Source organism: Sphingopyxis sp. (assembly GCF_036675685.1).
Classification (GTDB): domain Bacteria; phylum Pseudomonadota; class Alphaproteobacteria; order Sphingomonadales; family Sphingomonadaceae; genus Sphingopyxis.
The window spans coordinates 61,662-81,102 of sequence record NZ_JAKFEM010000007.1 but is presented as its reverse complement, the minus strand read 5'-3'; the positions used below and the strand labels follow the sequence as shown (position 1 = coordinate 81,102).

The 19,441-nt window shown below is 66.5% G+C and carries 21 protein-coding genes; 9 read left to right on the top strand and 12 right to left on the bottom strand.

Features of this window, described 5'->3' with window-relative positions; all coding sequences use genetic code 11:
• Window positions 1-6 precede the first annotated feature (6 nt).
• The 3 genes from rpoN to V6M50_RS04270 all read left to right on the top strand — a co-directional run bounded on the left by rpoN (window position 7) and on the right by V6M50_RS04270 (window position 2,461).
• A complete protein-coding gene (gene rpoN, locus V6M50_RS04280; RefSeq protein WP_332817309.1) occupies window positions 7-1,476 on the top strand; it encodes an RNA polymerase factor sigma-54 in 1,470 nt (489 codons plus the stop codon).
• Between the two features lie 151 nt (window positions 1,477-1,627).
• A complete protein-coding gene (gene ykgO, locus V6M50_RS04275; RefSeq protein WP_003046794.1) occupies window positions 1,628-1,753 on the top strand; it encodes a type B 50S ribosomal protein L36 in 126 nt (41 codons plus the stop codon).
• A gap of 96 nt (window positions 1,754-1,849) precedes the next feature.
• Entirely contained in the window at window positions 1,850-2,461 is a 612-nt protein-coding gene (locus V6M50_RS04270) for an HAD family hydrolase (RefSeq protein ID WP_332817308.1), read from the top strand.
• Here V6M50_RS04270 and V6M50_RS04265 read toward each other — a convergent pair.
• Together V6M50_RS04265 and V6M50_RS04260 are read right to left on the bottom strand one after the other, a co-directional pair.
• Window positions 2,446-3,897 (bottom strand): serine hydrolase domain-containing protein, encoded by a 1,452-nt coding sequence (locus V6M50_RS04265; protein ID WP_332817307.1) that lies wholly within the window; start codon window positions 3,895-3,897, stop codon window positions 2,446-2,448. The two genes, V6M50_RS04270 and V6M50_RS04265, sit on opposite strands and share 16 nt — an antisense overlap.
• 89 nt (window positions 3,898-3,986) lie before the next feature.
• On the bottom strand, window positions 3,987-6,167 hold the full coding sequence (locus tag V6M50_RS04260) for a S9 family peptidase (RefSeq protein ID WP_332817306.1): 2,181 nt from the start codon (window positions 6,165-6,167) through the stop codon (window positions 3,987-3,989).
• A gap of 67 nt (window positions 6,168-6,234) precedes the next feature.
• Between V6M50_RS04260 and V6M50_RS04255 the strand changes: the two genes are divergently transcribed.
• The 5 genes from V6M50_RS04255 (at window position 6,235) to V6M50_RS04235 (ending at window position 10,961) form a co-directional block, all read left to right on the top strand.
• On the top strand, window positions 6,235-8,073 hold the full coding sequence (locus V6M50_RS04255; RefSeq protein WP_332817305.1) for an aminopeptidase P family protein: 1,839 nt from the start codon (window positions 6,235-6,237) through the stop codon (window positions 8,071-8,073).
• 3 nt (window positions 8,074-8,076) lie between these two features.
• Entirely contained in the window at window positions 8,077-8,538 is a 462-nt protein-coding gene (locus V6M50_RS04250) for an acyl-CoA thioesterase (RefSeq protein WP_332817304.1), read from the top strand.
• Window positions 8,539-8,877: 339 nt separating this feature from the next.
• Window positions 8,878-9,339: a hypothetical protein gene (locus V6M50_RS04245; RefSeq protein ID WP_332817303.1), complete on the top strand. Its 462-nt coding sequence runs from the start codon at window positions 8,878-8,880 to the stop codon at window positions 9,337-9,339.
• A gap of 34 nt (window positions 9,340-9,373) precedes the next feature.
• On the top strand, window positions 9,374-10,336 hold the full coding sequence (ribD, locus tag V6M50_RS04240; RefSeq protein WP_443030484.1) for a bifunctional diaminohydroxyphosphoribosylaminopyrimidine deaminase/5-amino-6-(5-phosphoribosylamino)uracil reductase RibD: 963 nt from the start codon (window positions 9,374-9,376) through the stop codon (window positions 10,334-10,336).
• A 7-nt stretch (window positions 10,337-10,343) separates the two neighbouring features.
• Window positions 10,344-10,961, top strand: coding sequence for a riboflavin synthase (locus tag V6M50_RS04235; RefSeq protein ID WP_332817301.1), 618 nt, complete (start codon window positions 10,344-10,346; stop codon window positions 10,959-10,961).
• Here V6M50_RS04235 and V6M50_RS04230 read toward each other — a convergent pair.
• From V6M50_RS04230 to V6M50_RS04205, 6 genes are all read right to left on the bottom strand, one after another.
• On the bottom strand, window positions 10,958-11,428 hold the full coding sequence (locus V6M50_RS04230; RefSeq protein ID WP_332817300.1) for an MmcB family DNA repair protein: 471 nt from the start codon (window positions 11,426-11,428) through the stop codon (window positions 10,958-10,960). The two genes, V6M50_RS04235 and V6M50_RS04230, sit on opposite strands and share 4 nt — an antisense overlap.
• Before the next feature lie 13 nt (window positions 11,429-11,441).
• The gene (gene ssb / locus V6M50_RS04225) at window positions 11,442-11,978 is read right to left on the bottom strand and encodes a single-stranded DNA-binding protein (RefSeq protein WP_332817299.1); all 537 of its coding nucleotides are present in this window, start codon (window positions 11,976-11,978) and stop codon (window positions 11,442-11,444) included.
• A gap of 31 nt (window positions 11,979-12,009) precedes the next feature.
• Complete coding sequence (gene feoB / locus V6M50_RS04220; RefSeq protein ID WP_332817298.1) at window positions 12,010-13,881, bottom strand: ferrous iron transporter B; 1,872 nt, start codon at window positions 13,879-13,881, stop codon at window positions 12,010-12,012.
• On the bottom strand, window positions 13,878-14,129 hold the full coding sequence (locus V6M50_RS04215; protein ID WP_332817297.1) for a FeoA family protein: 252 nt from the start codon (window positions 14,127-14,129) through the stop codon (window positions 13,878-13,880). The genes feoB and V6M50_RS04215 overlap by 4 nt, the downstream gene beginning before the upstream one ends.
• Window positions 14,130-14,194: 65 nt before the next feature.
• Window positions 14,195-14,860 carry a COQ9 family protein gene (locus tag V6M50_RS04210; protein ID WP_332817296.1) on the bottom strand — a complete coding sequence of 222 codons (666 nt, stop codon included), beginning with the start codon at window positions 14,858-14,860 and terminating at the stop codon, window positions 14,195-14,197.
• Window positions 14,861-14,865: 5 nt separating this feature from the next.
• A complete protein-coding gene (locus V6M50_RS04205) occupies window positions 14,866-15,039 on the bottom strand; it encodes a hypothetical protein (protein ID WP_332817295.1) in 174 nt (57 codons plus the stop codon).
• A 114-nt stretch (window positions 15,040-15,153) separates the two neighbouring features.
• On the opposite strand from V6M50_RS04205, the gene V6M50_RS04200 reads away from it, so the two are divergent.
• The gene (locus V6M50_RS04200) at window positions 15,154-16,239 is read left to right on the top strand and encodes an alkene reductase (protein ID WP_332817294.1); all 1,086 of its coding nucleotides are present in this window, start codon (window positions 15,154-15,156) and stop codon (window positions 16,237-16,239) included.
• A gap of 112 nt (window positions 16,240-16,351) precedes the next feature.
• On the opposite strand, the gene V6M50_RS04195 is transcribed toward V6M50_RS04200, so the two are convergent.
• From V6M50_RS04195 to V6M50_RS04180, 4 genes are read right to left on the bottom strand one after another with little or no spacing between them, the layout of a single operon-like run.
• The gene (locus V6M50_RS04195; RefSeq protein WP_332817293.1) at window positions 16,352-17,029 is read right to left on the bottom strand and encodes a hypothetical protein; all 678 of its coding nucleotides are present in this window, start codon (window positions 17,027-17,029) and stop codon (window positions 16,352-16,354) included.
• A complete protein-coding gene (gene ribH, locus V6M50_RS04190; RefSeq protein ID WP_332817292.1) occupies window positions 17,022-17,447 on the bottom strand; it encodes a 6,7-dimethyl-8-ribityllumazine synthase in 426 nt (141 codons plus the stop codon). Before ribH ends, V6M50_RS04195 begins: the two co-directional genes overlap by 8 nt.
• Window positions 17,447-18,724 (bottom strand): 3,4-dihydroxy-2-butanone-4-phosphate synthase, encoded by a 1,278-nt coding sequence (gene ribB, locus V6M50_RS04185; protein ID WP_332817291.1) that lies wholly within the window; start codon window positions 18,722-18,724, stop codon window positions 17,447-17,449. Before ribB ends, ribH begins: the two co-directional genes overlap by 1 nt.
• A gap of 57 nt (window positions 18,725-18,781) precedes the next feature.
• On the bottom strand, window positions 18,782-19,402 hold the full coding sequence (locus tag V6M50_RS04180; RefSeq protein WP_332817290.1) for an ankyrin repeat domain-containing protein: 621 nt from the start codon (window positions 19,400-19,402) through the stop codon (window positions 18,782-18,784).
• Window positions 19,403-19,441: the final 39 nt, after the last annotated feature.

Here is a 19,441-nt window from a genome sequence, read left to right as displayed (position 1 = left end):
CCGTTGATGGCGTTGGGTCCGCGCCTCGATCTCCGCCAGTCGCAATCGCTGGTGATGACGCCGCAGCTGCAGCAAGCGATCAAGCTGCTGGCGTTGTCGAACCTCGAGCTCGAAGCCTATCTGGCCGAGGCGCTCGAGGGCAATCCGCTGCTCGACACAGCATCGGCCGACAGCGACGGCAGCGCGGGCGATCCGGGCGATGGGCCCGGCGACGAAGCGCCCGCGACCGAGGCGGCGTCGCTCGACGCCGACCAGGCGCTCTTGTCGGACACCGGCACCGCGAACGACCTCGATGTCGATCTGGCCGCCGAAAGCTTTCACCATGACAGCGCGAGCGACAGCGTCGGCCTGTCGGGCAGCGACAGCGAGGGCATCGATTTCGACAGCTTCGCCGGCGAGGACGAGACGCTGCACGGCCATCTGCTCGCGCAGGTCGGCGAGCGCTTCGGCGGGCTCGAGGCGATGATCGCCGAGCAGATCGTCGCGCTGATCGACGAAGCGGGCTATTTGCGCGCTGACCTTGCCGAGCTCGCGCAGCGGCTCGGCGTGCCGCTCGCGCTCGTCGAGGCGGTGCTGGCCGGGGTGCAAGGCTTCGATCCGTCGGGGGTTGGCGGCCGCGACCTCGCCGAATGTATCGCAATCCAGGCGCGCGAGGCCGATCGCTACGACCCCGCGATGGCGTGCATGATCGCGCATCTCGACCTCGTCGCGAAGGGAGCTTTCCCGCAACTGAAACGCATCTGCGGGGTCGACGACGAGGATCTCGCCGACATGATCCGCGAACTGCGCGGCTATGATCCGAAGCCCGGGCTGAAATTCGGCGGCGACCGGACGCAGGCGGTCGTCCCCGACCTCTATATCCGCCAGACCGCGAAGGGTTGGGCGGTCGAGATCAACAGCGGGACCTTGCCGCGGCTGCTTGTCAATCGCCGCTATTATACCGAGCTCGCCAAGGGCGCGGCGGCGAAGAGCAAGGCGTGGCTGTCTGAACAGCTCGCCGGGGCCAACTGGCTGGTGCGCGCGCTCGACCAGCGCCAGCGCACGATCGTCAAGGTCGCGAGCGAGATTGTGAAGCAACAGGAGGGCTTTTTCCTCCACGGCGTCGCGCATATGCGTCCGCTGACGCTGCGCCAGGTCGCCGAGGCGATCGGCATGCACGAATCGACCGTCAGCCGCGTCACGAGCAACAAATATCTCTCCTGCCCGCGCGGGCTGTTCGAACTCAAATATTTCTTCTCGAGCGGGATTTCGGATACCCAAGGCGACGGCGCAGTGTCGGCCGAGGCGGTGAAGAGCCGGATCAAGGCGATGATCGAGGCCGAGGATGCCAAGGCGATCCTGTCCGACGAAACGATCGCGCAGAAACTGTCGGTCGAGGGTCATGACATCGCGCGGCGCACGGTGGTGAAATATCGCGAGGCGATGGGCTATGGCTCGTCGGTGCAGCGGCGGCGGCAAAAGGCGCTGGCGGGGTAAGGCGGCCTCTCCCTTCCATCGTCATCCTCGAACGAGCCACACGTCTCGTTCGAGGATGACGAAATAAGGGTAGGGGCGGTTGACTTTTTAGCCGCTTCCCCATAGTTGCGCCGCTTCGCGTTACCGCCAAGAGTTTTTACGGACAGAGATCATGAAGATTCGCAACAGCCTGAAGTCGCTGAAGGACCGCCACCGGGATAACCGCGTTATCCGCCGCCGGGGCCGCACCTATGTGATCAACAAGACCAACCGCCGCTTCAAGGCGCGCCAGGGCTGATGCCCCTGCGCGGGGCAATATGCCCCGTTTGCTTTTGATGGACCGCGTTACGCCGTCGGATGCTTCCGGCGGCGCTTTCGCGTGTGTGGAGAGCGTATGATTCGGCATAGCGTGATCTTCGACGTCGGCCGCGTCCTGTTCGACTGGGACCTGCGCTATCTCTTCGCCAAGCTGATTGCCGACAGGCAAGAGCTCGAATGGTTCGTCACCAACGTCGTCACGCCGCAGTGGCATTTCCAGCACGACGCCGGCCGTCCGCTTGCCGAGATGGTCCCCGAGCTCAAGGCCGGGTTTCCCGATCAAGCGCCGCTGATCGACGCCTATGCGTCGCGCTTTAACGAGACGATCCCCGGCCCGATGCCCGGCAGCCTCGAACTCGTCGAGCGCCTTGACGCCGCGGGCGTGCCGCTGTTCGCGATCACCAATTTCGGCCATGAATTCTGGGAAGGCTTCCGCCCGACCCAGCCCATCTTCGACCGCTTCCAGGACATTATCGTGTCGGGAACCGAGAAACTGATGAAGCCCGACCCGGCGATCTACCAGCTTGCGATCGAGCGATTCGGCATCGACCCCGCGGGCACACTCTTCATCGACGACAATGCGGCGAATGTTGTGGGCGCTGAATCGGTCGGGATTGCGGGACATCTTTTTGCGGGCGCGTCGGAGCTTGAGGCTGACTTGCGCGCGCGGGGTTATTTGTCCGGCTGATCGCTGCCGCGCGTGAAGCGGATGACGAGTCGCCGCGTCGATGTCACCTGGGCGGCGAAAGAGCCATCCTCCTGCGCCCGCAAGTCGGCGATGCCAAAGGGGTTGACGATCCCGGCGCGCGCCAGTCCGCCCCGCGGGTCGAGCGCGACGATGGTCAGCGGTGCATTGCTGCGCTGCATCGCGGTCGCGAAGTAGGCGTTCAGCGCGGCATCCTGTTCCAGCTTGCCCGTGCACAGCCCGCCTTCGATACGGAAGGTGGCGGCGCCCGCGACCGCGACATCGCCGAACGTCCCGGAATAGCGCTGGGCCTCGAGCGGGCAGGATACGCGAATCGATCCGCCCGGCTCGGGACGAAAGGGTGCGGCGAGCATCATCGCCGTCGGTTCGATCCGCGACACCCATTCGGCGTTGGAAAGCAGGCTGACCGCCGTCCCCTCTTCGCGCCAGATCCCCAGCGTGCTGCGCGCGCCCCAGGTGATTCCGCTGTGGTGAACGAAGGAGGCACCGTCGCCGTCACGGCCGAGACGCCAGCCGAGCCCGACCCGATAATCACGCTCGCTGGCGGCGGCACCGTTCGTCAGCGGGGTCGGAACGAGCATGGCGTCGAAGGTCGCGGGGGCGACGATCTGGCCTTCGATCATCCGGCCGCCGAAACTGGCGACAGCCTTCGCGGTGGCGCTTAACCCGCCGCCGCCCCAGCTGTAGCTGAAATCATTCGCCGCCGCTTCGATCACCGATCCGCCTTCAAAGGCGTAGGCGCGCGACGCATCGGGATCGCCGCTGTGCGTCGCGTCGGCGCCGATCGCGAGCCCCGGGACGAGCGAGCGGCTGACATAGTCGGTAAAGGGCATGCCGGCGCGTTCCTCGACGAGCGTGCCGAGCAGCGTATAGCCCCATGAGGAATAGCTGTAGGCCGTGCCGGGCGCCGACAGAAGCGGGCGGCCCGCAAATATGCCGACCGCGTCGCGCCCGGTCGCATAATGCCGCTCGCCGACGCGGTCGTCGCCATCCTGATAGTGCGGCAGGCCGGAAATATGCGCTGCGAGCTGGCGCGGGGTCATGGCGGGCCAGTGGCCGCCCAGCCAGGGCAGCTGTGCCTGTACCGGCGCGTCGAGATCGAGCTTCCCTTGCTCGGCGAGCTTTGCCGCGGCGGTTGCGGTGAACAGCTTCGACACGCTGGCGAGGCGGAACCGCGTGTCGGGGGTCACCGGCAAGCTGCGCTTGACATCGCGCAATCCGCTGGCGCCGTCCCAGACGATCCGGCCGTCGTGCCACACCGCTGCCGCCATACCCGGCACCCCCGTCGTATCGCGCAGCGTGTCGAGTAGGCGCTGGGCAATCGCGGCGGGTTCGGGCGATGGTTCGGCCGCAACCGGCGGTGCCAGGCACAGCGATGCGGTTGCAACCAGCAGCCGCGCGATCGGAATATCCGTCATAGTCCCCCCATTGTCGTGTCGAGGGAGAAGGCATGGCCCTCATATGTCGCGAATTTTTGTCAGATTGTCGCCGCGCTGTCGCGGCGCGGCTATTTCTCGACCCCCAACTGCGTCAGCACGAAGGCAAACTCCTCGGCATCCTCGCGCAGCGCGCCCCAGCGGCCCGACTTGCCGGCGTGGCCCGCGCCCATGTTGGTGCGGAGCAGCAGCGCCGCGTCGTTGGTGCGCGTCGCGCGCAGTTTCGCGACCCACTTCGCGGGCTCCCAATAGGTAACGCGCGGGTCGTTGAGCCCCGCCGACACGAGCATCGGCGGATAGGCCTTCGCCGTCACATTGTCGTAGGGGCTGTACGACAGCATATAGTCGAAGGCCGCCTTGTCGGTGATCGGATTGCCCCATTCGGGCCATTCGCCGGGGGTCAGCGGCAGCGTTTCGTCGACCATCGTGTTGATCACATCGACAAAGGGTACGCCCGCGAGCACCGCCCCCCACAGCTCGGGCGCGTCGTTATACACCGCGCCCATCACCTGTCCGCCCGCCGAGCGGCCTTCGATCGAAATCTTGCCCGCGCTCGTATATTTCGCGGCGATCAGCCCCTTCGCGACGTCGATGAAATCGTGGAACGTGTTCTTGCGCTCGGTCGTCTTGCCCGCGAGATACCAGGCGCGGCCAAGGTCGTCGCCGCCGCGGACATGCGCGATGGCATAGATCATGCCGCGATCGACAAGGCTGAGCCGCGTCGTCGAGAAGCCCGGCGGGACGCGGTAGCCATAAGAGCCATAGACATAGAGGTGCATCGGCGCGCTGCCGTCGCGCGGGGTGCCCTTCTTGTAGACGAGCGAAACCGGAACCGGGGTGCCGTCTCGCGAGGGCATGCTTACCAATTCGGTTATATACTCGTCCTTATTATAACCTGACGGTATCTCCTGCACCTTCAGCGTCTCGAGCTTTCCGCTCGCGAGATCATAATCGAACACCGTGTCGGGGGTGACCATCGATTCATAGTCGAGGCGCAGCTTGTCCTGATGATATTCGGGATTGTCGCCGAGGCCGGCGACATAAGTCGTCTCGGGAAATTTGATCCGGCCGGGGGTCAGCGGCGCGCCATATTTGCGGACATCGACCTGATCGACGCCCTTTTCGCGCGTTTCGATCACGAAATAGTCGCGGAAGACCGACATGCCGGTGATGTAGCTTTCGTCCGAGCCCGCGATCAGCGTCTTCCACGCGCCGGGCTGCTTGATGCTCGCGGTCGCGACACGGAAATTGGGGTGCTCATCATTGGTATAGACATAGAGCGTCCCGTTCCGCTCATCGACGCTATATTCACGGCCCTTCTTGCGCGCCGACACGAGCTGCATCTTGGCCTCGGGGTTATCGGCGGGGAGCAGATAGACTTCGCTTGTCTCGTTATCGCCCGTCGCGATGACGATAAAATTGTCGGCGGCGGTCTTGCCGATCCCGACGCCGAAACCGATGTCGGCCTCCTTATAGAGCAATTTGTCTTGCGTGACCGGCGTGCCGAGCTTGTGCAGCCGGACATTGTCGGTGCGCCAATTCTCGTTGGCGAGGCCGTAGAGAAGCGCGTCATTGTTCGCCGTCCACACCAAGGAAGACAAGGTGCCGGGAATGACGTCGGGAAGCGCCTCGCCGGTCGTCAGATTCTTGAAGCGCACCTCGAAGCGTTCGGAGCCGTTATCGTCGACGGCGTAGGCCATCAGCCTGCCGTCGGGGCTGACCGACACGTCGGACAGGCGGAAATATTCCTTGCCCGCGGCCATCGCGACTTCGTCGAGGATCAGCGCCGCATCGCCGGAGCCTGACGCCGGCTTGCGATACCATTTCTTATATTCGGCGCCTTCTTCAAATTCGACCCAGTAGACCCAGTCGCCGTCCTTCTGCGGCACGCTCGAATCGGCTTCCTTGATGCGGCCCTTCATCTCCTGGAACAGGGTCTCGACGAGCGCGGCGTGCGGCTTCATCGCGGCGTCGAAATAGGCGTTTTCGGCTTTCACATAGTCGAGGACGTCCTTGTCATCGATCGTCGGATAGCTTTCGTCCTTCAGCCAGTGATACGGGTCGGAGAGTTTTTTGCCGTGCAATACCGTTTCGTGCGGGCGCTTTTCCGCAACCGGAGCGGTGGGCAGGGCAGGGGTGGTGCTGGTCAATGCGACGTCTTTCTCTTTGGCGAACAGGGCGGGGGCGAACAGCGCGGGCGATGCGACAAGCGGGGTGGCAATTGCTGCCAGAAACATCCAAATAGCGCGCATCGAAAAAGCTCCCGCGGTGTCGCCCGATTGGGCGGGATTGCCGCGATGTAGGAATAAGGAACGCGTCATGTCCAGCCCCGTCCCCGGATCGCCCTATGCAGAGCGCCTCGCCCGCGTCCGCGACACACTCGCCGCGCGCGGCCTCGACGGCTTCGTCGTGCCGATCAGCGACGAGCATATGAGCGAATATGTCGGCGAATATGCGCAGCGCATGGCGTGGCTGACGGGGTTCGGCGGCTCGGCGGGGACCGCGGCGGTGCTGCCGCACAAGGCCGCGGTGTTCGTCGACGGCCGCTACACGGTGCAGGTGCGCGATCAGGTCGATGGGTCGCTGTTCGACTATGTCGGCGTGCCGCAGTCGAGCGTTGCCGAATGGCTGGGCGCCAACGTCAGCGCGGGGCAGAAAGTCGGCTACGACCCGTGGCTCCACGGCATCGACTGGGCGCGCGGGCTTGAAAAGGCGCTCGCGGCGAAGGGCGCGAACCTTGTCGCGGTCGACGCAAACCCGCTCGATGCCGCGTGGGCCGACCAGCCGGCGCCGAGCGCCGCGCCGGTCGCGGTCCATGACGTCGCGCTCGCCGGGCAAAGCGCGGTCGACAAGCGCGAAGTGATCGCCGACTGGCTGAAGACGAACGGCCTCGACACCACGGTGATGACCGCGCTCGATTCGGTCGCCTGGACCTTCAACATCCGTGGGACCGATGTCAGCCACACGCCCGTCGGGCTCGCTTTCGCGCTGCTCCACGCCGATGCGACCGCCGACCTGTTCATCGCGCCCGAGAAGGTGACCGACGCGGTCCGCGCGCATCTTGGCAACAGCGTGCGCATCCACGACCGCGACGCGTTTGAGGGCGCGCTCGCCGATCTGGCGGGCAAGAAGGTCGCGGTCGATCCCGACCGCGCGGTCGCGGCGATCTTCACCGCGCTCGAAGCGGCGGGGGCAAAGATCGCGCGCCACCGCGATCCCGCGGTGCTTCCCAAGGCGATTAAGAACGACACCGAACTCGACGGCACCCGCGCTGCGCATGTCCGCGACGGCGTCGCGGTGTCGCGCTTCCTGCAATGGATGGAAGATGTCGCCCCGCTAGGAAATCTCGACGAACTCGGCGCCGCGGCGAAGCTTCGCGAATTTCGCGACGAAAGCGGCGCACTCGTCGATCTCTCGTTCGACACCATCTCGGCCGCCGGCCCCAACGGCGCGCTGCCGCATTACAAGGTCGACGCGACGACGAACCGCGCGATCGAGACCGGCACGCTCTATCTCGTCGATTCGGGCGGGCAATATGCCGACGGCACGACCGACATCACGCGCACGATCGCGATCGGGACACCGACCGCCGAAATGCGCCGCCGCTTCACCCAGGTGCTGAAGGGCCATATCGCGCTCGCCACCGCGCGCTTCCCCAAGGGGACGCGCGGCAGCCAGCTCGACATCCTCGCGCGCCAATATCTGTGGGCCGACGGGGTCGACTATGCGCATGGAACGGGGCACGGTGTCGGTTCGTACCTTGCGGTCCACGAAGGGCCGCAGCGCATCGCCAAGCCCAGCGGCGGGCAGGCGGGGACCGAGGAAGCACTCCATGCGGGCATGATCCTTTCGAACGAGCCAGGCTATTACAAGGCCGGCGCTTTCGGGATCCGGATCGAGAATCTGGTCGTCGTGGTCCCCGTCCGCATCGACGGCGCCGAGGAGGATATGCTGGGGTTCGAGACGATCACCTTCGCGCCGATCGCCCGCAACCTTGTCGAACCGGCGCTGCTGTCGCCTGCCGAGGCCGACTGGCTCGACGCCTATCATGCCCAGGTGCTCGAAAAGCTCGCGCCGGGGATGGCGGGCGGGGATCGCGCCTGGCTCGAGGCCGCCTGCGCGCCGGTCGATCGCGCCCCGACCGCGCTCGCGGCCTGAGCGATGGACCATGGCAACTGGGACGTGCCGCTCGCGGATTTTCGCGCCCACGAGACGGTGCGCGTCCGCTTCAACGAGATCGACGGGCAGAATATCGTCTTCAACGGCAATTATCTGGTTTACGCCGATATCGGCGTGACCGAATATTTCCGCGCGCTGGGGGAGGGGCAGCCCGGGCCCTATTTTCACCAATATGGTACAGATATTCGCGAGGTGCATTGCGAGATCGACTATCATGGTTCGGCGCGGCTCGACGAACGGATCACCATCGCGGCACGGGTCAGCCGCTTCGGCCGGACAAGCTTCACGGTCCATTGTGCGATCTTCCGCGAGCATGAGCGGCTGACCGATATCGAGATCAGCTACGCGCATATCGACCTCGACAGCGGCGGCGCAACGCCGCTGCCCGGCAGTTTCATTGCCGAAGTAAGGCGATTCGAGAAGCGGACGCCCGTTCAGGATTGATGGGTGTTGCGGGCTGTTTCCGCTGCGCGGAAACGGCCCGCTCCCCCACCCGGGCCCCTATTCCAGGACACTCTGTGGGAGGCCGGGTGGGGGAGCGGGCCGGTGCCGCACTAACCAAAAGCCAAAAAAAAGGGCCACCCGAGGGTGGCCCATGAAAGTTTTGGGAGAGGATGCCTAAAAGGCAAGTGTGATATTGCAGTGCACAATGAATGTTGCAACTGCGAAAAGAGCATCTGCTATTGCATTTTTTGCAATCGAGAACGTTCCCAGCTGCTATTCGGCGCAATCCTCCTCCCTCTCGCAAATTGCCGCGACATCGCCTAAATTGGGGACATGGGAATGTTCAACAATGTGGATATCGGCGGCGGCCTGTCCGATTTCTGGGCCTATGTACGCGAACCGCGCCCGCACCGCTGGGCGAGCTGGGGGGTCGCGATCGTGCTGCCGCTCGTCATTTTCTACGGCTTTTCGGAACATCTGATCCCTTATGAGAAGCCGAAACGCCAGATCATCTATTTCGAAAACTGGTCCGCGAACCGCAGCAACGCCGAAATCCGCGCCGAATGGGTCGCCCGCGCCAAGGAAACGACGCGCGCCAATGCCGAAACGCGCGCGGAATATCAGCGGCTCGCTCAAAGCCTGGGTGTCGAATATGATTCGAGCGAAGCCGACAAGGTGACGCGCGAGACGCTGGGTGCGGAAGCCGCGGCGGCGGCGATGAAGAAGCCCGAACCGCCGAAGACGCGCTCGACGCTTGCCGAACGCGCCGCGCGCGGGCCGCAACCCCAAGCCGCCGACTGACCCGATGCAGCGGCCGCCCGCCGATGCCGACTGGATGGCGGCCGCCATTGCGCTGTCGCGGCGCGGCCGGTCGGCGTCGGCGCCCAATCCCAATGTCGGTTGCCTGATCGTCCAGCCTGCCCCCGCAGAGGCGGGGGGCAAGGTCATCGCGCGCGGCTGGACGCAGGCGGGCGGGCGTCCGCATGCCGAGGCGATGGCGCTGGCCGCGGCGGGTGACGCGGCGCACGGTGCGACGGCCTATGTCACGCTCGAACCCTGCGCGCACGCAAGCCCGCGCGGCCCCTGCTGCACCGATGCGCTGATCACCGCGGGGGTTGCGCGTGTCGTGATTGCGGCGCAGGATCCCGATCCGCGCACCGACGGCAAAGGCATCGCACGGTTGCAGGAGGCAGGGATCGAGGTCGTTTCCAGCCTCCTTGCCGCCGAAGCCCGCGCCGCAATGGCGCCCTGGTGGACGCGCGCGACGCAGGGGCGGCCGTTCGTGACGCTCAAGCTCGCAACCTCGCTCGACGGCTGCATCGCGCGCGCCGACGGATCGAGCCGCTGGATCACCGGGACACGCGCGCGCGCGCACGGCCATCTCGAACGCGCGAGCCATCAGGCGATCCTCGTCGGGCGCGGGACGTTCGATGCCGACGAACCCAAGCTCGATGTGCGGTTGTCGGGACTCGAAGGTCGAAGCCCTAAGAAATTTCTGCTGACAAGCGGCCCAGCGCCGGACGGCTGGACCGCCGTCGCCTCCCCCGAGGCGATCGACGCGGTCGATTCGGTGCTGGTCGAAGGCGGCGCCGGCGCCGCCTCGGCCTTCCTCGCCGCCGACCGCGTCGACCGCCTGCTCCTTTATCGCGCACCGATCCTGATCGGCGGCGGCAAGCCGGCGCTCGGCGACATTGGCCTCACCGATCTGGCCGATGCCCACGATCGCTGGCGGCTGGCCGACAGCCGCCTGCTTGGCAGCGACCGGCTCGACGTCTACGAGCGGGCCAGAGAAGGATAAACGACGCATGTTCACCGGCATCATCACCGACATCGGCACCGTCCGCGTGCGCGAGGATCGCGGCGACGCGCGGCTCGTCATCGGCACCGCCTACGACACCGGCACGATCGACCTTGGCGCGTCGATCGCCTGTTCGGGCGCGTGCCTGACCGTGGTCGACACGGGACGCGATGCGACAGGCGACTGGTTCGCGATCGACGCGAGCGCCGAGACGCTCGCGTGCACCGCGCCGGGCATGTGGGATCAGGGGCGCCGCCTCAACCTAGAACGCGCGCTGAAGGTCGGCGACGAGCTGGGCGGGCATATCGTCACCGGCCATGTCGACGCCGTCGGCCGCATCGTGTCGGTGAGCCCGGTCGGCGACAGCGTGACGGTCACCATCGCGGCGCCCGCCGCGCTCGCAGCGCATATCGCGCCCAAGGGCTCGATCACCGTCGATGGCGTGTCGCTGACCGTCAACGAGGTGACCGATCAACCCGGTGGCGAAGCGCATTTCACGCTCAACATCATCCCGCACACGCAGGCGATGACGACGCTCGACGAAGCCGCGGCGGGGCGGCCGGTCAATCTCGAGATCGACATTCTCGCGCGCTACCTCGCGCGGATGCAGGCGCGCGGCGCCTAACCTTCCATCCAGCCCGCCGCCAGTTCGGGATCCGCCGCCAGCATCGAGCGCCGCATCGCGAGGCGGCCGATCCTCAGCAGTTCGGCCTTGCGCCTTGCCGGAGCCAGGTTGCACGCCGCCGCCTCGCGCACCACCGCGGCGCCATAACGGTCGGCGATGATCAGCCCCGACGTCTCGGGGCGATAGTCGGGCGTCTCGAGGATCGCGGGGTCGAGCCCCGAGGCGAGCGCCCAATAGAAGCGGTCGCACCAGTCGCAATAGTCGGGCCATTTGCCGTCGCCGTGCAGGTCGGCGCGGCTGACCTTGATCTCGACGATGGTGATGTTTCCCTTGGCGTCGATCGCGGTCAGGTCGGTGCGCCGCCCGTTGGGCAGCGGCACCTCGGGGATCGCGACCAGCCCCGCCTGCGCGAACAACCGGCACACGCCGCGCGCGACATCCGCGGCGGTCATCGGGTCGGTCGCCATTGCTCGTCAGAACTCAGAACGGAACGTCGTCGTCCAGGTCGTCGTCGAAGGGCGGACGTCCGCCGCCGGCGCTCGAACCGCCGCCAAAGCCGCCGCCCGACGATGCGCCCGCGCCGCCCTGTTTCCAGCCGTCGCCGCCGCCCGAAGAAGTACCCCAATCGTCACCGCCACCGCCGCCGCGCGAACCGCCGCCGCCGGGCGCGCCGTCAAGCATCGTCAGCGTGCCGCCCATGCCCGCGATCACCACCTCGGTCGTATATTTGTCATTGCCGTCGCGGTCCTGCCATTTGCGGGTGCGCAAGCTGCCTTCGATATAGACCTTGCTGCCCTTTTTCAGGAAGCGTTCGACGACGCCGACCAGCCCTTCGCCGTTGATCACGACATTATGCCATTCGGTGCGCTCCTTGCGCTCACCGGTCATCCGGTCCTTCCACTGTTCGGACGTCGCGATCCGGATGTTGGCGATCTTGCCGCCGTTCTGGAAGGATTTGATTTCGGGATCGGCGCCGAGATTGCCGATCAAAATAACCTTGTTGACGCTGCCAGCCATCGCCGCTCCGCTCCGCTTGAAAGTGGGAGGATCAGCCGAGCCCGAAGGCGACGGCGATCCAATATGTGATACCAGCAGCGGCATAGGCGAGCGCGAACAAATAGCCAACCATGAACAGCGGCCATTTCCACCCATTGGTCTCGCGCCGGGTGATCGCGATCGTCGAAATGCACTGCGGCGCGAAGACGAACCAGGCGAGGAAGGCGAGCGCGGTGGCGATGCTCCAGCGGCCCTGCAGCCGCTCGCTGAGCGACTGCGCCATCGCCTCTTCGTCATCGCCCGCCTCGATCGCATTGGCGGTGGCGAGCGCCGACACAGCGACCTCGCGCGCCGCCATCGCAGGGATCAGCGCGAGCGCGATGTCATGGTTGAAGCCGATCGGCCGGACGACCACCTCCAGCCCGCTCGCGATGCGGCCGGCGACGCTATAGTCGACCTGGCTGATGCTCCCGTCGGCGGGCGCCTTGGGAAAGCTGAGCAGCAGCCACAGGACGACCGTGGTAACCGCGATGATCGTGCCGGCGCGGCGCAGGAAAATCCACGCGCGCTGCCACAGCGCGATCGCGATGTCCTTGAAACGTGGCCATTGATAGCGCGGCATTTCCATCATGAAGCCTGCGGCGTTGCCCTTGGCGACCGTGCGGCGCAGGACGAGCGCGACGATCATCGCGCCGACGATGCCCGACAGGTAAAGGCCGAACAGCACCAGCCCCTGCAATCCGACCGGTGATCCGCCGACGTTGCGAGCGGGGATGAAGGCGCCGATGATCAGCGTATAAACGGGCAGCCGGGCCGAACAGGTCATCAGCGGCGCGATCAATATCGTCGTCAGCCGGTCCTTCGCATCGGGGATCGCACGCGTCGCCATGATGCCGGGAACGGCGCAGGCGAAGCTGGAGAGGAGCGGGATGAACCCGCGCCCCGACAGCCCGACCTTGGCCATGATACCGTCCATCAGGAAGGCGGCGCGGGTCATATAGCCCGATGCCTCGAGCAGCAGGATGAAGAGGAAGAGGATCAGGATCTGCGGCAGGAAGACGATGACCGCGCCGACGCCCGCGATCAACCCTTCGACGATCAGCCCGCGCACGAAGCCGTCGGGCAGGTTCGCGGTCACCATCTGCTGCAACGTCGCGAAACCGGCCTCGATCCAGCCGATCGGCGCTTCGGACCAGGCGTAAACCCCCTGGAACATGATGAACATCAGGGCGAGCAGGATCAGGAAGCCCGCCACCGGGTGCAGCACCACCGCATCGACGCGCGCCGTCCAGCGGCGCACCGGCGTTTCGGACAGCGTCGTGGCGCGCGCGATTTCGCGTGCGCGCTGGTGCAGCGCGACGTCGGTCGCCGGCGGCGCGACGATTTCCGCGGCGAGCGGCTGATGCGACCCGATCGCGCCTTCGACCGCAGCCAGCAATTCGGTCATCCCGCGCCTCCGCACCGCGACGGTCGGCACCACGGGCACCCCGAGTTCGCGCGACAATATTTCGGGGTCGAGCGTCAACCCGTCGCGCTCGGCAAGGTCGAGCATGTTGAGCGCGACCACCGTCGGCAGGCCCAGCGCGATGAGTTCGAGCGCGAAGCAGAGGTGATTGTCGAGATTGGCGGCGTCGACGACGACGATCAGCGCGTCGGGGCGCCGTTCGCCCGCCTGCCTGCCGAGCACGACGTCGCGCGTCACCGCTTCGTCGGGGCTCGCCGGCGACAGGCTGTAACTGCCGGGCAGGTCGACCAGCGACATCGGCCGCCCGTCGGCGAAGCTGGCATGCCCCGCCTTCCGTTCGACGGTGACGCCGGGATAGTTGGCGATTTTCTGCCGCGCCCCGGTCAGCGCGTTGAACAGGCTCGACTTGCCGGCATTCGGATTGCCCACCAGCGCGATCGAGGGAATGGCATTCGTCATAGTCCGGCCGGCACCACTTCGATCATCGCGGCATGGCGCGCGCGGATGATCACCTGCATCCGTCCGATCGAGAGCGCGAGCGGGTCGCGCGAGAAGAGGCTGCCGCGGTGGAGCGGGGTGACTTCGATGCCCTCCATCAACCCGAATTCGCGCAGCCGCCGGCCCTCGTCCTGCGACAGACGGTCCCAATCGATCCGGGAAATGCGTACAGCGACGCCCAACGGGGCGGAATCGAGCCTAGGGTTCATTTGCTAGCGATTATCAATAACAGCCGGGCGGCGCCAGTCCCAAGATGCAACCGACCTGGCAGGCCTCAGCGCCCCGGATAGCGCAGGCGCCCGACGAAGCGCGCAAAGCTCGGCCGCTCGATGCTGCGCGACGCGCGGCGGTGCTTCCAGCTTTCGAAGCGCATCACCTGGTCGATGCGGCGCGCGAGGAAGGCGCGGGTGTCGGCGAAATTCGCGCTTTCGTCGTTCAGGAACACCGCCATCGTCGAGGCATAGACCGCGCCCAGAATCGCGCGCTTGCTATAGTGATTGTAATCGGTCGCGGTGTCGCCCGCGAGCCGCCACATGATGTCGGCGGCACGCCAGCCGAGCTTGGCGGCAAAAGGCGCGTTGGTCGGCAGCGCGAGCAGCGCGAGCGCGCGGCGGAGCGATTCGCGGTCGGGGGCGAGCAGGTCGATGCGCGTTTCGACCAATGTCGCGATGCGTTCGCGGATCTTGAGCCGCGCGAGCTTTTCGGCGGGCCATTTCCCGGCCATCGCCGCATCGATGTACGCGAACCACGCGTCGACCATGTCGCGCCCGCCGCCGGGAAAGGCGAGCCGCGCGACATCGGGATCGACCGCGGCGCGGCGCGCGGCGTCGCCCAGCGCCGCCGTCCCGAAGCCATCGAACGCGGCCGACGACGCGATCAGCGGCGCGAGCGCGGCGCGAATCTCGTCGAGGGTCGGATCGGCGGGCAGGATCGAGGCCATGAGCGTCAGATAGGCGCCGCGCGGCGGCTCGGCAACCTTATCAGTACCAGCGCTGCGCCGACCAGCATCGCGCCGAGCGACAGCGCGACATTGCCCGCGATCAAGGCGGCGAAGGCCCAGCGGCTGGCGCGCGTTCCGCCCGCCTGCGTTTCGTCGATGGCTTCCTTCTTCGCTGTCATTTAGATTTTCTTTTGCTACCCACCATTGCCTTGAAGCCGGGGCGACCATAGCTTCGCGGGCCATAGCGGCGACCGATGGGGTCGCCCATGAAAAAAGTGAGACGTGGAGGAACTATGACCGCATCGCTTTTCGATCCGATTTCGCTGGGCGCCATCGAGGCACCCAACCGCATCATCATGGCGCCGCTGACGCGCGGCCGCGCCGGGCCAGGCTTCGTGCCGAACGAGCTTGCGCGCGACTATTATCGCCAGCGCGCTTCGGCGGGTCTGATCATCTCCGAAGCCACCGGCATTTCGCAGGAAGGCCTTGGCTGGCCGTCTGCACCCGGCCTGTGGACCGATGCGCAGGTCGAAGGCTGGAAGCCGGTGACCGACGCGGTGCACGCCGCGGGCGGGCGCATCGTCGCGCAGCTCTGGCACATGGGCCGCGTCGTCCATTCGGTGTTCAACGACGGCAAGCCGCCGGTTTCGGCGTCGGCGACGCAAGCGCCCGGCAAGGCGCACACGCCGGTCGGCCGGCTCGAATATGAAGTCGCGCGGCCGCTCGAGCTTGGGGAGATCCCGCGGGTGATCGCCGATTATGTGAAGGCGGCCGAAAATGCGAAAAGGGCGGGCTTCGACGGCGTGCAGCTCCACGGCGCGAACGGCTATCTGATCGACCAGTTCTTGCGCAACGGCAGCAATCTGCGCGACGATGATTATGGCGGCTCGATCGAGAATCGCATCCGCCTGCTCCGCGAAGTCACCCAGGCGCTGATCGGCGTGTGGGGTGCCGGCCGGGTGTCGGTGCGCCTGTCGCCCAACGGCGACACGCAGGGCGTCGACGACAGCGCGCCCGAACGGCTGTTCCCGATCGCCGCCGCGGCGCTCGATGCGCTCGGCATCGCGTTCCTCGAACTGCGCGAGCCCGGTCCCGACGGCACCTTCGGGCGGACCGACGTTCCGAAGCAGTCGCCGTCGATTCGCGCGGCGTTCAAGGGGCCGTTGATCCTCAACAGCGACTTCGACGTGGCGAAAGCCGAAGCGGCGCTCGCCAGCGGCGTTGCCGATGCGATCGCCTTTGGCCGCCCCTTCATCGCCAACCCCGACCTGGTCGAGCGTATCGAGAGCGGCGCCGAATGGGCGGCCGACAATCCGCAGACCTGGTATTCGCCGGGGGCCGAGGGCTATACCGACTATCCGGCGCTGGTGACGGCGTAGCTTTGTAGGCGTCGCCCCCGCGAAGGCGGGGGCCGCTGTCGGTTTACGCCCTCGGCGCGGCTTCAGGCCGACTGCGGCCCCTGCCTTCGCAGGGGCGACGTATTATTGGTACTCAGCCCTTTTCGGCGAGCGCCTTGTCGACAAGGCCGGCCCCGATGGGACCGAGGATATTGCCGCCGAAGCGGAACAATATGAACGCCCCGACGAAGAGCAGCAACGGCTCGATGAAGAGTGCGACGACGGCGGCGATCACCGTAACGAAGAACAGGGTCACGAAACCGCCGCTCAATACCTGCTGGCCCTTGGGCCCCAGCTCGATCGTGCGCGGTCCTTTGCTATCCCACCATTTCCCGGTCACGATCGGTTTGCGGCCGCCGACCGCGGGCGCAGGACGGGTGGCGATCCGTGCGGGTGCGGCGTTGGATTTCAAGGCAGGCCGGTCGTTCGGCTGCGGGTTCCATGGCTGCTTGTTACGCTCGGCGATGGCGGCGGCGATGCGGCCCCTGCCGCTATTCGCGTCGCCATCCGCCGCGGGATGGGTGGGTTTCGCCGTTTGCTGCGCCGGCGCGGGCCGCGCGCTCAGCCCCGATTCGGCGCGCGCTGCGGCCGACATATCGGGGGCGGCGCTCGTTCTTTCGGGCCGGATCGGCTCGACGCCCAGGCTCCGGTCGTGAAGGTCCATGCGCTCGGCCGCGCTCAGCGGCGTCTGGCCGGTTTCCTTGTCGATGACCACCAGCCGCCCGCCGCGTTCGACGACGGAAAAGCGGCTGGGAGGTGGTCGATCAACCAATGCCGAATTGCTCCTTGAGGGCCAGCATGGCGAGCGCGGCCTTTGCCGCTTCGCCGCCCTTATCCTTGCGCGTCTTGTCGGCGCGCGCAAGCGCCTGTTCTTCATTTTCGACGGTCAGGATGCCGTTGCCGATCGCCAGGCCGTCGAGCGTCAGCGCCATGATGCCGCGTGCGCTTTCGTTCGACACCACCTCGAAATGATAGGTTTCGCCGCGGATCACGACCCCGAGCGCGACATAGGCGTCGTAGCGCCCGGTGTCCGCCGCAAGCGAAATCGCCGCCGGAACCTCGAGCGCGCCGGGGACGGTCACCGTCTCGTGGCTATGCCCGCCGGCCTCGAGCGCGCTGCGCACGCCATCGAGCAGCATATCGTTGAGATAGCTGTAGAAACGGGCTTCGACGATCAGAACATGCGCCATTATGCGGCCTCCCCGGGGATGGAACGTTCGCCGACGATCGACAGGCCATAGCCTTCGAGGCCGACGATATTGGCGTGCGTCGGCGTCAGCAGCTCCATTGCATGGACGCCGAGATCGGCGAGGATCTGTGCGCCGATGCCATAGGTACGCAGGTCCATGCCGCCCGACGGCGGCGGGACCGCGTCGGCAGCGGCCGAGCCGGGCAGCGGGCGCATCAGCATGACGATGATCCCTGCCCCGGCCTCGCCGATCGCCTCCATCGAGCGTTGCAGGCGGCGCTTCTTCGGTCCCGGCCGGCCCATGATGTCGTCAAAAATCGACACGGGGTGCATGCGCACCAGGGTGACGCCCTCGGGATCGACCGCGCCCTTCTGGAGCACGAGGTTGACGCTGCCGTCGATCTTGTTGCGATAGGATTTGAGCCGCCAGTCGCCGCCATAATCCGATTCGAACGGGTCGTCGGACACGCATTCGACCAGCCGGTCGTTGCGGTGGCGATAGGCGATCAGGTCGGCGATCGTGCCGATCTTCAGCCCGTGGCGCCGCGCGAAGGGGACGAGGTCGCCCAGCCGCGCCATCGATCCGTCGTCGTTCATGATCTCGCAGATCACCCCCGAGGGATTGAGCCCCGCGAGCCGCGCAATGTCGACCGATGCTTCGGTGTGGCCGGCGCGGACGAGCACGCCACCGTCGCGCGCGATCAGCGGGAAGACATGCCCCGGGGTGACGATGTCGTCGCGGCCCTTGGAAGCGTCGATCGCGACCGATACGGTGCGCGCGCGGTCGGCCGCCGAAATGCCCGTGGTGACGCCCTCGCGCGCCTCGACCGAGGTGGTGAAGGCGGTCTCGTGGCGCGTGCCGTTGTTGCGGCTCATCAGTTCGAGGCCGAGCTGGTCGACGCGCGCCCTGGTCAGCGTCAGGCAGATCAGCCCGCGGCCGTGCGTCGCCATGAAATTGACCGCGTCGGGGGTCGCCATTTGAGCGGGGATGACGAGGTCGCCTTCATTCTCGCGATCCTCGTCGTCGACGAGGATGAACATGCGGCCGTTGCGCGCCTCGGCGATAATCTCTTCGGGGCTCGCCATTGGCGACAGGTCGCTGCCGTTCGCGAGCCAGTCTTCCAGCTTGCGCAGCGTTTCCGCGGTGGGGTTCCAGCCAGGCGAATCGAGGTCGCGCAGGCTGTTGGCGTGAAGGCCCGCGGCGCGCGCGAGTCCCGAACGGGACATGGCGCCGCTGTCGACGATGCCGCGAATGCGGTCGATGAGCTGTGTAGACATGACCCGCATGTCTCACATCACAATGTGATTGTCAATCAGGATATCACATTGTGATGATCAGTCGGGTCCGATTTTCGGTCCAAGATCGCGCACCGGCCCATCGGGTTTGGCGTCGAGGAGCGCGATAATCTGCCCCGTGCGGTCGTCGCGCTTGGCATAATCGCGCGCCGTCATGCCGGTGGCATGGTCGGCCTTGTTCGGGTTCGCGCCGCGCCGGACGAGCAGGCGGACCATCGCGACATTCTTGGTCTGGACGGCCAGGATCAGCGCGGTTTCGCCGCGGCGGTTGGTCTGATCGACGGGGGCCTTGCGGTCGAGCAATTCCTGCGCGCCGTCGGCGAAGTTGAGCAACGCGGCGTGCATCAGCGGGGTCATGCCCTGCCGGTCACCGATCGACGGATCGGCCCCCTTCGCGAGGAGAAAGCGCAGCCAGGTGGCGTCGCGCCGCTTGGCAACGATCGCGAGCGCGGTCTCGCCGGTGTCCGGGTTCCGCGTGTTGATCAGCGACGCATCGCCCTTGAGCGCGTCGGTCGCCTTGGTCCCGTCGCGGCTTTCGACCGCCTGCAGAAAGGCATATCCGCCGCGGAACTGCGCCTGCGCGGGGCCGTGAACGAGGCCTGCCGTCGCGAGAATGGCGAGGATGAGGGCGGGGAGGCGGAACGCCGCACGTCGAAACATGATCTGGGTGACCCTCGGCAAGAACCGCCGCAAACATGC

Bases quoted from the DNA above. Each gene is read 5' to 3' on its own strand.
- rpoN (WP_332817309.1), top strand. From the start codon at position 7: ATGGCGTTGGGTCCGCGCCTCGATCTCCGCCAGTCGCAATCGCTGGTG.
- ykgO (WP_003046794.1), top strand. From the start codon at position 1,628: ATGAAGATTCGCAACAGCCTGAAGTCGCTGAAGGACCGCCACCGGGAT.
- V6M50_RS04270 (WP_332817308.1), top strand. From the start codon at position 1,850: ATGATTCGGCATAGCGTGATCTTCGACGTCGGCCGCGTCCTGTTCGAC.
- V6M50_RS04265 (WP_332817307.1), bottom strand. From the start codon at position 3,897: ATGACGGATATTCCGATCGCGCGGCTGCTGGTTGCAACCGCATCGCTG.
- V6M50_RS04260 (WP_332817306.1), bottom strand. From the start codon at position 6,167: ATGCGCGCTATTTGGATGTTTCTGGCAGCAATTGCCACCCCGCTTGTC.
- V6M50_RS04255 (WP_332817305.1), top strand. From the start codon at position 6,235: ATGTCCAGCCCCGTCCCCGGATCGCCCTATGCAGAGCGCCTCGCCCGC.
- V6M50_RS04250 (WP_332817304.1), top strand. From the start codon at position 8,077: ATGGACCATGGCAACTGGGACGTGCCGCTCGCGGATTTTCGCGCCCAC.
- V6M50_RS04245 (WP_332817303.1), top strand. From the start codon at position 8,878: ATGTTCAACAATGTGGATATCGGCGGCGGCCTGTCCGATTTCTGGGCC.
- ribD (WP_443030484.1), top strand. From the start codon at position 9,374: ATGGCGGCCGCCATTGCGCTGTCGCGGCGCGGCCGGTCGGCGTCGGCG.
- V6M50_RS04235 (WP_332817301.1), top strand. From the start codon at position 10,344: ATGTTCACCGGCATCATCACCGACATCGGCACCGTCCGCGTGCGCGAG.
- V6M50_RS04230 (WP_332817300.1), bottom strand. From the start codon at position 11,428: ATGGCGACCGACCCGATGACCGCCGCGGATGTCGCGCGCGGCGTGTGC.
- ssb (WP_332817299.1), bottom strand. From the start codon at position 11,978: ATGGCTGGCAGCGTCAACAAGGTTATTTTGATCGGCAATCTCGGCGCC.
- feoB (WP_332817298.1), bottom strand. From the start codon at position 13,881: ATGACGAATGCCATTCCCTCGATCGCGCTGGTGGGCAATCCGAATGCC.
- V6M50_RS04215 (WP_332817297.1), bottom strand. From the start codon at position 14,129: ATGAACCCTAGGCTCGATTCCGCCCCGTTGGGCGTCGCTGTACGCATT.
- V6M50_RS04210 (WP_332817296.1), bottom strand. From the start codon at position 14,860: ATGGCCTCGATCCTGCCCGCCGATCCGACCCTCGACGAGATTCGCGCC.
- V6M50_RS04205 (WP_332817295.1), bottom strand. From the start codon at position 15,039: ATGACAGCGAAGAAGGAAGCCATCGACGAAACGCAGGCGGGCGGAACG.
- V6M50_RS04200 (WP_332817294.1), top strand. From the start codon at position 15,154: ATGACCGCATCGCTTTTCGATCCGATTTCGCTGGGCGCCATCGAGGCA.
- ribH (WP_332817292.1), bottom strand. From the start codon at position 17,447: ATGGCGCATGTTCTGATCGTCGAAGCCCGTTTCTACAGCTATCTCAAC.
- ribB (WP_332817291.1), bottom strand. From the start codon at position 18,724: ATGTCTACACAGCTCATCGACCGCATTCGCGGCATCGTCGACAGCGGC.
- V6M50_RS04180 (WP_332817290.1), bottom strand. From the start codon at position 19,402: ATGTTTCGACGTGCGGCGTTCCGCCTCCCCGCCCTCATCCTCGCCATT.